Below are 17,462 nucleotides of genomic sequence, written 5' to 3'. Positions count from 1 at the left end.
ATAAGGTAATTTGTGCAAAAATAACAATTAAATGGTTCTGTTTTTCATTAACAAAAGGGCTTTGGGTAGATAGGCGCCGGCAAACCCCAACAGCATGATTACGGACAGCAATAAATTCACGTCAATATGTCTTAAAAAATAGGCAACTGACACGATAAAAAGGTAATACACTAAAATATAAACGGTACTGCGGCGATGGGTAAGCCCCAGATCGAGCAGCGAATGGTGAATATGGTTGCGGTCTGCCAGAAAAGGAGATTTACCACTGCAAACACGCACCAAAAAGACATTAAGAGTATCTGTGATCGGTAAAATAAGGATCGCCATAGCAATTGCGGGCGCTGATTTCAAATGATAACGCGGCACATCGGGCAGATTTTTATCAATAAAAATATCAATAAAACAAATGGCTGTGAAAGCCAGTAAAAAACCCAAGATCATAGAGCCGGTATCGCCCATGAAAATCTTCAGATTACGGTAATTAGAAAGATTGTAATACAAAAAACCACTCACCGATGCGATGATGACCCCGGAAAGAATTACCAATGGGTAGTTATATTCGCCCAACCGGAAATAACTGATGCCAAACATCGCGCTGCAGAGAATGGAATATCCACCCGCAAGCCCATCAATACCATCAATTAAGTTAAAAGCGTTGATCAGCACAATAAAAGTGAAGATACTGATGCCACAACTAAGGAAATAATTAAGTTCATACACCCCGAAAAGACCGAAAAAACTACGGATCCGCACATCGGAGCCAATTACCATCAAGGCGGTTACAATAAGTTGCGCAAGAAGTTTTTTATAAGCCCGCATGATTACAATATCATCCATCACGCCGATATACAGCAGAATCACAAGCGATGCAAACAGAAATTTATAAAGCTCGAAAAGCTCGAACGCAAAAATAGATGCACATACACCAATAGAATAAAAGATGGCAATCCCGCCCAGATTAGGGATCTTACGTAAATGGGAGCTTCGTACGCCGGGCTCATCCATCAAATTCTTCCGCCGCGATATTTTTATGATGGCCGGTATGGTGTAGAAAGTCAGCAGAAACGCGCATACCATCCCAAAAGCCAGTTTAAAGTAAAACTGCCCGTTTGTAAATGGTATGAGATCTTTAATATGCTCCATCAGTTACCAGATTGCATTCTTATAACGGTCTGTCGTAAAACCGCCACGGTGTCCGTTGCCGCTGCCAAAATAAAAAAACATCGCTATAAAATATATCATAAAGCCGAAATACAGTAATTGTCGCGCGCGCCCGTTTACCGCATATACCAGATTGGTAAGGCAAAACATGGTTAAGAAAAACATATACGCACCCGGTAAACGTACCGCAAAAATCTCATTAGACCGGAAGAAATAAAACAAAGCCAACCCGAATACGGCTAAATTCCGCATGTATTCGTACCACCAAACCTCATCGCAACCTTCTTTATCATAGCGGATTAAAATTACAATAAAAATAAGTTTCACAAGATCATTAAGGCCAGTTTCTACCTGCCCGCCATAGTATTTGTCATCTACATAACCGCTGTACGCACCGGAAATATCTTGCGGCGCCAAAGTACTGAAGAACCCATCCGCCAGGCGATACAACTCCAGCGGAGAAGCGATCAGGGCAATGATCAGCACCCAGAAAATCCTCTTCTGATTCATTGGGATTTTTACGATCCAGTACGCTGGTAGAAAGACGATGGACGTTTTATGAAAACCCAAGGCGATATAAATGCAAAGCAGAAACATTGGCAGATTACGCTCTTTAATGAATTTGAACGAAGCCACACACACCGCAATCCCCAGCCCCTGCCGCATTTGTCCGGAATCTTCAAAGAACATGATAGGCATGAAGTAAAACATAATGGCCAGCGCAGGGAAAGCCACATTTTTATAAATGGTGGTGAACTTCAGCGAAACCGTAATCATCGCCATCACCAATGTCACGATATAGAAAGGCAAACCAAAATCGAAAACCAACTTGTTGATGAGTACAAAAATCCATTCAATCTCTTCGGTATTTGGGCGAAAGAGCGCCTTATCCAATACATCGCCGTACGTCGTATAAATCGCAAAGCCAGAAAAAAGCATCCGGTAGACCGGATAATCCGCCCCCACATCAATCCGTAATCCTACCGCCAAAATAATCAGCAAGGCGGCTATCCAAACGAATACAGACTGTTTTTTTTCAAGCCTAAAGATTTCCATGTAACTCGCCACTGCAAGAAACACAAAAATCAGCATAAAAATGGGGTGCAGGACGGGCATCTAAGAACGGTGGCGCAATAACTTCCGCAGCAGCTTTTCTTGCTTCAGGAAATAGAGTAGGTAATAAATTTTTTTCTTCGTTGGCAAATATAACAGATAATTCTTTTCAAAACGCTGATAACGCAATATTTCTAAAAATGAAAAACCATATTTCGTGCGGTATTTCTTAAATTCTGCAGACATCATCCGATAGAGGACGTCGTCTTTTACCAAGGCCAAATAAGCCAGGAATGTATATACACCTTCCAGTATCTGGAAATTTCGCAACTCCCTGGTCTTATGCGCGTACCTGGATCGCTCAAATGCTGCTGTCACCTCTTCTACTGCATGAAGGATATCTAACCCTTTGGCGGTATGTGTCCTGGTGATCGAATCTGTCCGTTCCAGGTAATTATAGAGATATTCATTGGTATGCGCGATGGTTTTGCATTGTAGCAATAATTGTGGGATTAGTTGGATATCCTCGAAATGAACTCCTTTTTTGAATTTTTTACCATTGAAGAGGTCTTTCCTGAAGATTTTATTACAAGCAAAATAAGAAAGATCCGAAAAGGCTGAGAAATGCTCCTCCAGCACAACCCGCTCCGGCAGTTGAGGTATTTGCGGAAGTTTCTGCCGTACTTTTCCCGTTTCATCAACTTTCTGAAGGTTACAGATGACCATTCCTGCATTGTGTCTTTCGGCCAAACTGTACATTTCAGCAAACATCTGCGCTGCCACCGTATCATCCGAATCTACAAAACCTATATACGCTCCCACCGCATGACGGAGGCCAAAATTCCGGGCATCACTTAAGCCGCCATTTTCCTTAACGAAAGATTTAATAAAAGGATATTTCTGGGCAAACTCATCAATGATTTGCTGTGAGCCATCGGTACTTCCGTCGTTTACAACAATAACTTCAAGACCAGGAAGTGTTTGCCCCACTAAAGAACCTAGGCAGCCCCTGAGGTATTTTTCAACGTTATAAACCGGTACAATAACTGAAACTTTTATCATCATCTGGCAGTTTTGGTCTTGTACAGATAATAATCTTTGCCCAAAGGCCGTATCGTGTAAATCCAGCGGAGCAGCGGCGGCGCGCCCTGATGGATCTTCGCAATCGGATAGGCTTTTACCAACTCATAATGCTGGGAAAAATAGTGTCTATCTTCTTCTGAAAGCCGGTAATAACCACTCCCCGACTCTGCTTTGTGCCCTACGGTCAACAGATAATCAGGCTGATAGGCTTTCACCGTGTTGATCCACCAAAACTGTTCATCTTCGATCATTTGCGCGGTAACTTTCGCATTCACCAGCCCTACTTCATCATAAGTATAGAGTTCGGTATAGAACGGAATGATGCCCGCCGGCTCAAGTAGGATTGAATGTGCAAGCCCGGAGGTATCTTCACTGATTTCCCAGGCAATCGTAAACCGCTGATTTTTTTCCATATAACCGATCGTCCACGACTGCAACATCTGAAACAGATATAAGACCGCAGCGGCACTACCTATCATTAAAGTTTTCTTTCGTGCTGTAAATGGCAGGTACTCTATTAAATAATACAGCATCACCACAAACAGAAACACCCGCGGCAGCCAGTAATACCAATCGAAATACGCTTTCAGGAAAGCAAACAACGTGATTTTCAACAGCGCAAAACCAGTGATCGCCAGCAGGATAATGGCCGCAGTGCGCCCCAAGGCGCGCTTTCTGATGATCCTGGCAATAACATACCCCAAAAACAGCAGAAACAGCACAAAGATCACCAATGTGAACAAAGAGTATTTTTTAATAAGCCCACCATAATACGCCCATTGATAAAGTAGAAACTGCAGGCTATCGTTGGAAATAAGGTTTTTATAGGCGATTTTTTTCGCCGTGATGGTATGATTTACAATCTCCCCGAAATAAACATAGTTAAAACCCACCACACTCCCCAAACCAATGAGACCGCCTAATATATAGGTATAATTAATTTTCCTTGAAATAGCCAGTTCTGCCAAAAAAGCCACTACCAGAAATACTGCGGCATCCAGCCGGGTCCAGAGCAGCAGGATGGGGAAGATAAGAAAAGCCCACCGCATACGCCTGTAAAGCCCGAAATACAGTAACCCGCAATACAAAAAAAACAAGATCCCATACTCCATACCCAACTCTGAGGCGGCTAGCGCGGGCGGCATCATATTCAAAAAAACAACGAACAATGCCTGCTTATAAGGCTTATCCGTAAAAAGGATTCGTGCAAGCCACAATGTTCCTACAGCAAAAAGCGCACTGCTGAACACCAAAAGAGGATAGATAAAGTAGGTACCGAAAATAAGCTGAAAAAAAGCTGAGACCAACACATATAGATGGGTGGTAGAAGCCGAAATCCGCTCTAAACCGTTGAAACCTATCACACCATCGGTCAGCAGGTTACGCGCCACACGCCAGGTAATAAACGCATCCTCCTGAATGTAACCCGTCAACAGCATCGGCAGTTTAATGACCACAGCCAGCAAAACAAGCAAAACAGGATTCAGGCGTTTTTGCAGTAAAAATTTCATCATTCTGTGTTAGTTATCTGCATTTTATGTTTTAAAGAAACGCGCGTTCAGCCTGCCTCTTTTCGCTGCTTCATAATCCTGTGGCGCACACGGCATCAACTTCTCAGGATTTTCATCAGCGCCGAAATACCACAAACCGGTAAAAGTATCGCGCTGAAATGCATATTGCTCATCTTCCACCAACACCCAAAAGGTTTCATACTTTCTTTCTTTCGGGTGCGACCGCTGGATATTGATTCCTTCCACTAAATACCAAATCATTTGCGCCAGAAGCTGCTGATTGAGCTGGTTTTTCTGTGTCGGATGATAATTAAAAATGCCTGTAGCCAGCAGCCGGTCGCTAAGGCCAGCTTCTTTCATGTAAGCGCAGATTTCGCGGCGGTTGAGCCCATTAACCTGCGGATGTACTGAAAATGGCTCACTGAAACTTTCTACCGCGTCACAATTAACCGTCACCAAATCGGCTCGGCGGAAGTAAGGCTCCGTATGTTCGGTAGTATTCATCATATCAGCCAATCTTTTCACTTCAAAGTCTACTTCTTTCATCAGCTTTACTGAATTCGTTTCGTTTAAGTGTTTTTGATATGCCAGATGATGGTAATTTTTTAACGTGAAATGTTTGGAACTGAAGATTCTTGAAAGAAAGTTGAGCTCATCGACATCCCCACCCTGATCGCCCAGCGATACGATATTTGAAACCTGGGTATATTGCAGGTTTTTCCGGTAGGCATTCAGCGCGGAATATAGCGGATAGGCCAGCTCGTTACTGCCACCGATGATGATGGGCAGCGCGTTCTTTTGAAGACACGTGGTTACGATTTCTTCCAGAATATAATGCGTGTCCTGAATGGTTTTCCCTGAAATCAGATCTCCTAAATCGCAAATCGGCAAAGTAAAATCGAGTTTTGATAATTGATACAGCTCTTGCCGAACACCTGTAAAATCTGCATTGATGGCTGCTGAAATCGCCGCGCCACGGTAATCTGTACAAAAAATAAGTACGAGGCCACCTTCTTTAATTTCAGAATGAACCAAACTGCCAAGCTGCCATTTTTCGGTGGTGATTTTTGCCGGGGGAACCAAAACGTCTTCCAGATGCATGATTATTTTTTTAATGATAGAGATGACAAAAATAAACAAAATAGCCACCTAAACTCTTGTAATAATCGAAAAAACCGCCCAGAAATACTTCCGAACGGTTCTTTTGACATGAAAAATCAACTATTATTCTTTAATGAGTTTTTTACTTGCTACAGTACCATCCTCCAGCGTTAGTTTTAGGAGATAATTTCCTTTCTGTAATCCTGAGGCATTCACTTTTTGGTTATTTGACTTCCCTTGTTGCAAAAGTTTCCCGCTGAAGTCATAGATCTCATAACTCGCGTTTTGGGTAATATTAAAAATCTCTCTAAAAGGATTTGGATATACCTGTAGCTGTGCAGATTGTACAGGGGTGGCTTTCGGTACAGATGGCGTAGGCGTATATGGTTTGGTAGCCTGCGCTGGGGTGCCTAGCAGCCGTTTCTCATCTTTGGCACATCTTACACTAAGCCCAGCCTGAGGATAAACGCCCGTCCCGGTCTGCATTTTATCTCCCTGAAACTGAATGGCGAGGGCAAAACCGGTATCCAGATCAGCCATGGCGGCAGTCCACACACCTGATCTGTTCAAAGTCATTTTGGCATCACCAAGTTCCCCACGAATCCCATCATTCGGATAATGACCGTGGCTGTAAGTTGAATTTTCAAACTTCCAACCGTTCGTATGGGCAGTACCGCCATAGTAAGTGCCTACACTATGCCACTGATCCTGAATGACACCGGGTTTCCCATAAGCATCTGCCCGATAACCATTGTACCAGGGCGATGATCCCTTAGACCCATTGTAAAGATTCACCAGAGAAACATCGGGTACGCGCCAACCTTCAGGACACGGGTCGAAGGGCGATTTCTTGCCGCCGTGGCCCCAGCGCTCCGCTGCTTTACCCTTCTCGTCCGACACCCAGTCACGGACTTTTGTCAGGTCATTGGCATAATGGTTACCACCATCATATATATTCCCCGTGCCCGGACGGTACATGAATTTAAGCGGATTCTGTACAGCATACAGCATATTTTTATTCACGCCCGAGTTAGGCACACTATAAATATTATATGGCACAGTGAATGTGTTATCGTAAGTAGTCCCGTTAATTTCTGCCAAAGGGTTGTTGGCGCCACCCGCAACAGGCGGAAAAGCAGGATTATTGCCTACACCGATAAATATGCGTGAGGAATTTCCGGCAACGAAATTTGGGATGGGATCTTTTCTGCCCCACTGGTAATGTAATCCGTTGGCTTTGCCACTTTCAATATCAGCAGAGATGGCGCCTAAGTTACGGTCCATAAAAACAGTGGTAAGCGGCGGAAGTTTGCTTTGCGTAGCATTTATGAAATTGTACTGTACCGGCAAAGGAGTTTCCGTGGTATAGGAAATGGTATTTTTGGTAGGATCTTCCTCGGCAGACCAGAGGTGCCAGCTCCACAACACAGGATCCTCAATACTGTTTTGATGTAGAGAGATTACCGCATTTCCTTTGATCTGTGGGTTTAATGAAACGGTAATGAAGGATCTCTGAAGTTCCGTAGTGTGTTTCATGATACTTACACTTTTCACCAACCCAGGATCGGTTGTCCATAAAACGCGGGCTACCAAATTGGTTACTGGCAGCTTTTCACCATCGGTAAGCACTTGGCTGTACACTGCAAAAGCTTTATTCACAGGAATCGCCAGCATGGTTTGATTGGTAATGATATAAGAGTTCGGGTTATTCAATCCTTCTACATCAACTTTTTGATTAGCGGTGATGTATTCAGTCGAAAAATCACCAATTAATGCTAAGTTGGGATCTTTCATACATCTTACTGCATTTCCAGAGCGTGTTGGGTTGGTTTGGTTATTAAAAACAGCATGTAATCCCACACTCGTACTGTTGCGGTGCGGATCTGAAATCATTGAGAAAATTCTGGCTCCGTCATACGCATAAGTTGAGCTCCACCATCCACCGTTTGCCGCATTGTCCTGAAACATCACCCCAACCGGCGCATTAGGAGATACTGAATTTGGATAATATACATAAGCGCCAGGAACTGGCAGCAGGCCTATGTTACGTTCTCCGCCGTTAGCCTCCCCGAAATCCATACCTAGGCCTGGATATACTTTAATACCGTTCAGGTGTGGATTTACCGCATCCGGAAACAGTTGACGGTTATTTACATTGGTATCCGCATTGTTCCAATCTCCTTTCTTACCGAAAAATGCCAGATTGTTGTTCTGTGTTTCCCGACCGTAGTAAGAGGGAATTCGCCAGCCGCTTGGGCAGGGATCAAGTTCGGATTTCAGTTCATACGAAAGGCTTTCTTTACTTAAAGCGGCATTAGAGCTGTTGCCGTTACTGTTCGCGCCTTTGGCATTATCAGACCAAAGATCCCATGTCACATAAGAAGGACTAGCGCCAGGGACTTTATACCGGCTGCTCGAAAACCAGTTACCACCCGTATCCGTATTGATAATGTACGTCATCGGATTATTAACCGAATACTTCATGTTCTTTTCAATCTCATTATAAGGACGAACCTTCACAGGGATTGTATTTACCGGATCTACTTGCGGGTGTTTCAGCTCGCCCACCTCACCGGAAACCGCATAATACTGGGCATCTTTATAGATAAGCGGCGGGAATGGATCCTTACGTCCCCATTCGTACATCAAACCACCGGATTTGTGCCAGTCGTGCCCTAAAAAATCATAAGACACCGCCCCCAGGTTACGGTCCATATAAGTGATAGCGACTGGGTTACCATTGATGTCGGTTTCAGTGCCATGTCCGTAATTAACTCCGTTTGTAGGATTATCGGTTACCCACACGTGCCAGCTCCAGTAAATAACACCATCTACTTTAAAGGCCACCACGGCGTTTCCTTTGCCCCTGCCTTTTTGTATCTGTACTTTGATCTTTGCATCTGAAGGTGTAGCGCCCGGCTCGATGCTGACTGATTGCACCAACCCCGGAACATCTTCCCAGTGAAGCGTAGCCGATTGTTGCCCCGGTGGTATGGGGGTTGAAGCACCTGAAGTCTTCAGATACTCATACTGAGCCCACATATCGTAAGCTTTTTTAACAGGGATGTAAAGACCACTGTAATTATTGATTGTGGCCTGCTCTACATCATAAATATAACTGTTGGGAGCTTTGGTATAATTTAACTTTTGTGTATATGCCAAATTTGCCAAAAGGCAAAATGCTAACAGATGAATTTTTGTCATGATAAAAAAATTTTCAAACGTAATTGTTGGAAATTTTTTTTACATCTTTTGTGTTGTTTTTCTTAAAAACTAAGAGTTTGTGTTTTTAATTTTTTTCATCTGTGTGTGGGGACAAATATATACATATTCACCAAATATTTTACATGTAATGATAATTTTCAGTAAATTTTTTTTACTAAATACGACAAAATCATCCTGTTTATATTTTTTACAACTGCTTGTAAATTAATACAAACGACCGCCAGTAAATACTTTAGAGCAATTTAATAAAGAAAATATTTTTCGGCATAATTAAAATTTAAATTTATAATTTTCTTTAATAAAATCACTTTTTAACATGGAAAATGTACAAAATACCTCGTGCTACAACCATAGGTTAAACATATGTTTAACATAATAATATTGTAGATCATATTTTTTTTAAATGTAATTAAAAATTCAATTAAAAAAAGAAAAATGTGAGTTTCATCACGAAAAAATTATCAGAAAGCGCAATCCGTTGAAGAACTGCACAAAAAATACGCCTCTGTAAAGGAGGCGTTAGGTTTTTATTTTTTTGCTGCTGGCTTTTTAGCGGCCGGTTTTTTAGCTGCGGCTTTCTTAACAGCGGGTTTTTTCTTCGGTTTTTCTTTGAAGGCGTTTTTATCCTGTGCGGTGATCCACTTTTTCACCTCTTCTAAACTTACTTCCGCAAGTTCTTCAGCGGTATATTTTTCATCTTTCTTGTTCTTCGGTATTTTAAACATTGTTTTGCCGAATTTGATGAAAGGTCCCCAGCGCCCATTTTCGATAGAAATTTTTTCGTCTTCCCACTGGCGGATGTACCTGTTGGCTTCTTTTTCGAGTTTCGCATCAATAAGTTCATTGATGTCGCTCTGTGAAAGATGGTCAAAATCGTATCGTTTCGGCACATTGATGAAAAGCGACTGATATTTAATGAAAGGCCCGAACCTACCGGTCCCTTTTGTTACCGGTTCGCCTTTATACGTAGCGATAGGCGCGTCGGCGGCCTGTTTCTCACGGATGATTTCTTCCGCCCTTTCCTGGGTGACAGATAAAGGATCTTCCCCTTTTGGGATGCTTATGAAGGTTTCGCCCCATTTTACATAGGGCCCGAATCGGCCGACACCTACAGAAACCGGTTGCCCCTCGAATTCTTGCAGGTCGAAAGGTACTTTGAAAAGCTCCAACGCGTCTTCGAGTGTAATGGTGGCAATATTCATCGACGGTGGAACACTCGCAAAACAGGTTTTTCCTCATCATCCTGTTCGCCAATTTGCACCATCGGCCCAAACCGACCGATCCGTACGATAACATTTTTGCCAGATTTGGGATCTATACCCAAAATACGCTCGCCATTCGCGCGGTCTGCGTTTTCTTCTACATGCTCAATCTTCGGATGAAAATCTTTATAGAAACCTTGCAGCACTTCTTTCCATTTTTCGTCGCCGCTTGCTATCTCATCAAAATCCTGCTCTACTTTTGCCGTAAAGCCATAATCTAGGATTTCCGCAAAATTGCTGGTTAAAAAATCGTTTACGACTTCGCCGATATCGGTGGGTAGGAATTTATTTTTATCGCCTCCGTATTTTTCGGTGAGCACCTGTTTGCTGATGCCGTTTTTACCAAGTGTGATTTTCAGGATTTCGCGCTCCTGAGGTATCACTTCACGTTTATCAACATACGCTCGGTTCTGGATCGTCTGTATGGTTGGTGCATATGTGGAAGGTCTGCCAATCCCGAGTTCTTCAAGTTTTTTCACCAAAGCGGCTTCAGTATATCTTGCGGGCGGGCGGGTAAACTTCTCTGTAGCAAGAATTTCCTTATAGTTCAGTGTTTCGCCTACTTCTACTTTTGGCAGTAGTTTATCAGTAATTTCATCGCTCTCTTCTTCATTTTTAAGGATGCCGTATGCTTTTAAGAAACCATCAAAAACCAGCACTTCCCCTTGGGCTTCAAAATGCTGGGGAAGTTGTGGATGACCAATCTCTATCACAGTCTTCTCAATTTGCGCATTCGCCATCTGAGAGGCGAGTGTTCGTTTATAAATAAGTTGATAAAGCTTATTCAGTTGTACGTCACCAATGTTTTTAACAGAAAAATCTGTAGGTCGTATGGCTTCGTGCGCTTCCTGTGCTGAAGCGGATTTGGTGGTATAGTTTCTTGGTTTTGAATATGCTTCACCATATTCTGAGATGATTTGTGCTTTCGCTCCGTTGATGGCTTCTTGGGAAAGATTTACAGAGTCGGTTCTCATATAAGTAATGTAACCTTCTTCATACAGCCGTTGCGCGACACGCATGGTAGTGGTAACGCCATATCCCAAGCGGTTACTGGCCTCCTGCTGCAGGGTAGATGTTGTAAATGGTGCGGAAGCTGACCTGGTGCCGGGTTTGGTTTCTACACGAAGTACTTGGAAGTCTTTCCCTTGTGCGGATTTCAGGAAGGCATCAGCCTCGGTTTCCACAGCAAAATCTTTTTTAAGTTTGGCGGCGATTTGTTGTTTTTGACTATTAATGAAAGTCCCTTCCACACGGAATGATGACTTCGGCTGGAAATCACGGATCTCATGCTCTCGTTCTACCACCAGCCTTACCGCTACGGATTGTACACGGCCTGCGGAAAGTCCTGTTTTCACTTTCTTCCAAAGCACAGGCGACATTTCGAAACCTACAATCCTATCCAACACCCGCCTTGCCTGTTGTGCGTTTACTAAATTCTGGTCTATATTCCGTGGATTCTCAATGGCTTTTAAGATGGCATTTTTTGTAATCTCATGAAAAACGATTCTTTTTGTCTGTTTTTCATCAAGTTTCAGTTCCTGCGCCAGATGCCAAGCAATGGCTTCTCCCTCGCGGTCCTCATCGGAGGCCAGCCATACTGTATCGGCTTTCTTTACCGCGGCTTTCAGTTCGGTAACCAGCTTCTTTTTATCTGCGGACACCTCGTAATCGGGCGTAAAAGTCTCGAGGTTGATCCCCATCCCCTTCTTTGGCAAATCGCGGATGTGCCCGAAACTGGACTTTACCTCGAAATCCTTCCCAAGGTACTTCTGAATGGTCTTCGCCTTAGCTGGAGACTCTACAATTACGAGATTTTTTGCCATTTAGTAAATTTTTGCAAAAGTAGAAGTTTTTTTTTAAAGCTTCGGTACGGGGCTTCCGCATGAGCTCCACGCCTATCCCGAAAATCCTTGCAGAAACTGGTTTTAACGCTAATTCTCCGCAAGTTACCTTTCCTTATATATCTTCTAAAAAATAAAAGATGTACATTTACCTAAATAAAACCAATGCCAAATTTATTTGAGGCTATCATAGAGCGCGATGCCTACAGCAGTATTCTGTATGTGGTGCTTGGCGGCCTGTTTTTGCTTACGGTGTTTCATTTGGCGATATTCTTCCAGAACCGGAACCGCACTTACCTCCTCTACAGTTCTTACACATTTTTTTCACTGCTGGCATATATCCCGGTAGCTGAAAGTGGTTTTATAGCCACCGCCGCCTCGATGCTGGGGATCGGCCAATATTCTAAAGTGGTGTTTACCATTGTCTTTAACTGTATTTATTTTTTCTTTTTCGCTGATTTCCTGAATATCAGAAATGCGAACATCGGCTGGTACCGTATCATTGTTTATCCGCCCGCGGTGCTTGTCTTATTGGCTTTTACAGCTTTAGGATTGTATAGCATCGCAGGAATTGATGTGATTTATGACTTTAAAAACATATTTATTGCAATTATCACCGCACACACCGCACTGTCTTTTTATCTGCTTACCAAACTTAAAAACAACCTCAAGCACTATATTGTTTTCGGCGGCCTGGTGCTTTTCGTGTGTTCGGTAATCGGCATTCAGCAAATCCGTGAGTTGCCATGGCTCAACCTTAGCAGGAAAATGGGCGATTTCATTTATTTCATCGGTCTTTTTGTGGAAAATATGGCTTTTTCTCTTGCTTTAGGCCACAAACAAAAGATCACCCATGACCAAAAGATCGCTTACCAGAAAGATTTGGTCGCAGAGCTACAGAAGAACGAAAGCCTGAAGGAAAAGATAAACAGTGATAACGAGAAGAGGTTAAAAGTACAAAATGAACAGATTAAATATCTACAGGAAATCAGCGACCTGAAGCTTGCCGTTCTGCAAAGCCAGATGAATCCGCATTTCATCTTCAACGCATTGAATTCCATTAAATATTGCATCCTAGAAAATGATACCGATAAGGCTGTAAATTACCTTACGAAGTTTTCTAAAATCATGCGGACGATCCTTATCGCCTCGAAGATGAAGGATTTCACGCTTTCCCAGGAATTGCATACCCTGCAATTATATGTGGACATTGAGAATCTGCGGTTTACCGACATCCTGTTCGATATCAGCATCAACCCGGCCATCAACCCGGAAGAAGTCAAACTACCACCTTTGGTTCTTCAACCTTTTATCGAAAACGCCATCCTGCACGGCATCGCCTTGGTAGAGGACAAAAAAATCAGTCTGCAAATTTATCCGGAAAACGACCTGATAAAGATTATGATTTCCGATAACGGTATCGGCAGAGAAAAAGCCGCATTATTAAAGTCATCCGGCAATACGCCAACCAAATCTTTTGGGGTAGATATCGCCTGCGAGATGTTAGGCAATTACTTCAAGCCACAACCATTCTCCGTTAATTATACCGACTTGTACACGCATGGCAAACCAGCAGGGACACAAGTCCTCATCACCCTTCCACGGCACATAAATCCATCACAAACACCACTCGAATCACCGAAAAAATCCTTATATTCGCAAACTTAATTAATTAGGATCATTCTATTTGAACTCGCTGTAAATGAAGAAGTTTAACGAATATAAAAACCTGGATCTCACTGCGGTTGCAGAAAATGTTTCGCAGTTTTGGAACACCAATCAAACCTTTAAAAAATCGGTTGAGATCCGCCAGGGCCAGCCGGAGTATGTTTTCTATGAAGGTCCGCCCTCAGCGAACGGGATGCCCGGCATCCACCACGTGATGGCGCGCGCGCTGAAGGATATCTTCTGCCGCTACCAAACCCAAAACGGAAAGCAGGTTTTCCGAAAAGCGGGCTGGGATACGCACGGCTTACCAATAGAACTCGGCGTTGAAAAGGAACTTGGAATTACTAAAGAAGACATCGGGACGAAGATTTCGGTGGAAGAATACAACCAGGCGTGCCGCAATGCGGTGATGCGCTACACTGATGTTTGGAATGACCTTACCGAAAAGATCGGTTATTGGGTTGATCTTGATGATCCCTACATCACCTACGAACCCAAATACATGGAAACCGTTTGGTGGCTTCTGAAGCAGCTTTACGATAAAAACCTGCTTTATAAAGGGTACACCATCCAGCCCTATTCACCGAAAGCAGGCACGGGTTTAAGTTCACACGAACTGAACCAGCCGGGAACGTACCGCGATGTTTCGGACACAACGGTGGTTGCGCAGTTCAAGGTCAAAACATTGTCTGCAAAAGCAGCGGAAAAATTTGGTTTAAATAAGCCTGAAAGCACGATTGATACAGACCAAATCGCTGGCGCGACTTGCGGCGGCGCACTGCATTGGGCGGAATTTGATAACGAGAACCAAGAAACAAGAACCAAGAATCAAGAGCCAATTCACATTCTGGCATGGACCACTACTCCGTGGACATTACCTTCGAACACTGCGCTTGCGGTTGGGAAAGACATTGAATATGTGTTGGTTAAAACTTTCAATCAATACACTTTTGAGCCAATCAATATTATCTTAGCTAAAGCATTGGTTCAGAAGAACTTTGGTAAGAAATACGCAGAAGCAACAAGCGAAGATTTCGCTAATTATACTTCCGAAACCAAAGTAATTCCTTATCAAATTCTTGCTGAATTTACCGGCGAAGATTTAGCCGGAACAGAATACGAGCAATTAATTCCGTGGTTTTCACCTGCGGAAAATCCCGAAAATGCTTTCAGAGTCATCATCGGCGATTTTGTCACGACAGAAGACGGAACGGGGATCGTCCACATCGCGCCAACTTTCGGTGCAGATGACGCGCGCGTGGGCAAAGAAAACGACATTCCGCCAATGTTGGTAAAAGATGCGAACGGCAACCTTGTGCCTTTGGTTGATCTTCAGGGAAGATTTATTTCAGGTGGAAATACGCCTGAACTTTTCGCCGGAAAATACATTAAAAACGAATATTACGACAAAGGAACCGCTCCAGAGAAATCCTGGGATGTGGAACTTGCGATACTTTTAAAGACTGAAAATAAAGCTTTTAAAGTAGAAAAATACGTCCACAGCTATCCGCATTGCTGGAGGACCGATAAACCTGTGCTCTATTATCCGTTGGATTCTTGGTTTGTAAAAATGACCGCGGTAAAGAACCGTCTGGTAGAACTCAACGAAACCATCAACTGGAAACCGAAATCTACCGGTGAAGGACGTTTTGCCAACTGGCTCGAAAACGTAAACGACTGGAATCTTTCGCGCTCAAGATATTGGGGAATCCCTTTGCCGATTTGGCGTACCGAAGATTTAAAAGAAGAAATCATTATCGGTTCTGTGGAAGAATTGATGACTGAAATTCAGAAATCGATTGACGCTGGTTTCATGACTGAAAATCCATTCAAAGGATTCGAAATCGGAAACATGTCGAAAGAAAACTACGCAAAAATAGATCTACACAAAAATATTGTGGACGGAATCACTTTGGTTTCACCTTCCGGAAAGCCAATGAAACGTGAAAGTGACCTTATCGATGTTTGGTTTGATTCGGGTTCGATGCCTTATGCGCAGCTGCATTATCCGTTCGAAAACAAGGAGTTGATCGATCAAAACAAAGCTTTCCCGGCAGATTTTATCGCGGAAGGCGTTGATCAGACCAGAGGTTGGTTCTATACGCTGCATGCGATTGGTACCGCAGTCTTCGATTCTGTTGCCTATAAAAATGTAATGTCGAACGGTTTGGTTCTGGACAAAAACGGCCAGAAAATGTCGAAAAGACTCGGCAATGCCGTTGACCCGTTTGAAACTTTAAAGAAATACGGTCCTGATGCTACGCGCTGGTACATGATTTCAAACGCAAACCCGTGGGAAAACCTCAAGTTTGATGTGGAAGGAATCGATGAAGTACGCCGGAAATTCTTCGGGACACTTTATAATACGTACTCGTTCTTTGCGTTGTACGCCAATGTTGACGGATTTAATTATTCCGAAAAAGACATTGAAAACCGGCCGGAAATCGACCGCTGGATCCTTTCGGAACTGAATCTTTTGGTAAAAGATGTCACCGAATTTTACAATGATTACGAGCCAACGAAAGTAGTGCGCGCCATCAATAATTTCGTTAATGACAATTTAAGTAACTGGTACGTAAGGCTTTGCAGAAGGCGATTCTGGAAGGGAGATTACACCGATGACAAGATTTCGGCCTACCAAACGCTCTACACTTGCCTGGAAACTGTAGCAAAAATTGCGGCTCCTATCGCGCCTTTCTTCATGGATCAGCTTTATCAGGACCTGAACAAAATCACCGGTAAAGATGAGGCTGAATCTGTACATTTAACAGATTTCCCACAAGCCGATGAAGCACTTATCGACCAGGATCTGGTTGAAAAAACGCATTTGGCACAGCAGATTACATCGATGGTTTTCTCTTTAAGAAAAAAAGAAAACATCAAAGTCCGCCAGCCACTACAGAAGGTGATGATTCCGGTACTTGACGCTAAAACGGAAGCGCAGATCAAAGCAGTTTCAGACCTTATAAAACAGGAAGTAAACGTGAAGGAACTTCAGCTGATCAACGCGGATGAAGCCTCGCATCTTATTGTAAAACAGATCAAACCCAATTTTAAAACTTTAGGGTCGAAGCTCGGGAAAGATATGAAAACGGTGGGTGCCGAAATCACTTCGATGACTTCCGAACAGATCGCGGATTTTGAAAAAGAAGGCAAAATGACCATTGGCGGACACGAAATAACGCTCGCCGATGTGGAGATTTTAACTAAAGATATCCCCGGATGGACGGTCGCCAGCGAAGGAAAAACAACTGTGGCATTAGATTTGACACTGACGGAAGAATTAAAATCTGAAGGAATCGCGCGCGAATTTGTAAACAGAATTCAGAATTTAAGGAAAGACAAAAATTTCGAGTTAACCGATAGAATTTCAATTGAAATAGAACCGCGTTCGCCCTTTGAAAATGAGTTGCTGGCGAACAAAGCATATATTTCGGAAGAAGTATTGTCGGATAAAATAGAAATTGTAAATTCACTCTCAATTTTTGACGAAATAGAAATTGATGAAAAGAAATTCAAGGTAAATATTAACAAAATGTGATGATGCGGGAATAGGT

General features: G+C 43.1%; 8 protein-coding genes and 1 pseudogene. 2 read left to right on the top strand and 7 right to left on the bottom strand.

What is annotated here, in order from left to right:
* Positions 1-27: 27 nt before the first annotated feature.
* From CO230_RS00890 to topA, 7 genes and pseudogenes are all read right to left on the bottom strand, one after another.
* Positions 28-1,143 (bottom strand): glycosyltransferase family 4 protein, encoded by a 1,116-nt coding sequence (locus tag CO230_RS00890; RefSeq protein WP_122026891.1) that lies wholly within the window; start codon positions 1,141-1,143, stop codon positions 28-30.
* Positions 1,144-1,146: 3 nt separating this feature from the next.
* Positions 1,147-2,253 (bottom strand): EpsG family protein, encoded by a 1,107-nt coding sequence (locus tag CO230_RS00885; RefSeq protein WP_162989945.1) that lies wholly within the window; start codon positions 2,251-2,253, stop codon positions 1,147-1,149.
* A 24-nt stretch (positions 2,254-2,277) separates the two neighbouring features.
* Positions 2,278-3,276, bottom strand: a complete 999-nt coding sequence (locus CO230_RS00880) for a glycosyltransferase (protein WP_122028834.1) — start codon at positions 3,274-3,276, stop codon at positions 2,278-2,280.
* A complete protein-coding gene (locus CO230_RS00875; RefSeq protein ID WP_122026889.1) occupies positions 3,276-4,811 on the bottom strand; it encodes a hypothetical protein in 1,536 nt (511 codons plus the stop codon). Before CO230_RS00875 ends, CO230_RS00880 begins: the two co-directional genes overlap by 1 nt.
* A gap of 21 nt (positions 4,812-4,832) precedes the next feature.
* Positions 4,833-5,909 carry an arginase family protein gene (locus CO230_RS00870; protein ID WP_122028833.1) on the bottom strand — a complete coding sequence of 359 codons (1,077 nt, stop codon included), beginning with the start codon at positions 5,907-5,909 and terminating at the stop codon, positions 4,833-4,835.
* Positions 5,910-6,032: 123 nt separating this feature from the next.
* Positions 6,033-9,113 carry a T9SS type A sorting domain-containing protein gene (locus tag CO230_RS00865; protein ID WP_122026888.1) on the bottom strand — a complete coding sequence of 1,027 codons (3,081 nt, stop codon included), beginning with the start codon at positions 9,111-9,113 and terminating at the stop codon, positions 6,033-6,035.
* 548 nt (positions 9,114-9,661) lie between these two features.
* Positions 9,662-12,219, bottom strand: a pseudogene (topA, locus tag CO230_RS00860) (type I DNA topoisomerase).
* A 183-nt stretch (positions 12,220-12,402) separates the two neighbouring features.
* On the opposite strand from topA, the gene CO230_RS00855 reads away from it, so the two are divergent.
* Together CO230_RS00855 and ileS are read left to right on the top strand one after the other, a co-directional pair.
* Positions 12,403-13,905 (top strand): sensor histidine kinase, encoded by a 1,503-nt coding sequence (locus CO230_RS00855; protein WP_122026887.1) that lies wholly within the window; start codon positions 12,403-12,405, stop codon positions 13,903-13,905.
* Positions 13,906-13,939: 34 nt separating this feature from the next.
* On the top strand, positions 13,940-17,446 hold the full coding sequence (gene ileS, locus CO230_RS00850) for an isoleucine--tRNA ligase (protein ID WP_122026886.1): 3,507 nt from the start codon (positions 13,940-13,942) through the stop codon (positions 17,444-17,446).
* The last annotated feature ends 16 nt before the right edge of the window (positions 17,447-17,462 follow it).

It is taken from the genome of Chryseobacterium sp. 6424, assembly GCF_003692615.1.
Lineage (GTDB): Bacteria > Bacteroidota > Bacteroidia > Flavobacteriales > Weeksellaceae > Kaistella.
The sequence above is the reverse complement of the archived record's forward strand: the minus strand, read 5'-3'. Positions and strand labels throughout refer to the sequence as shown.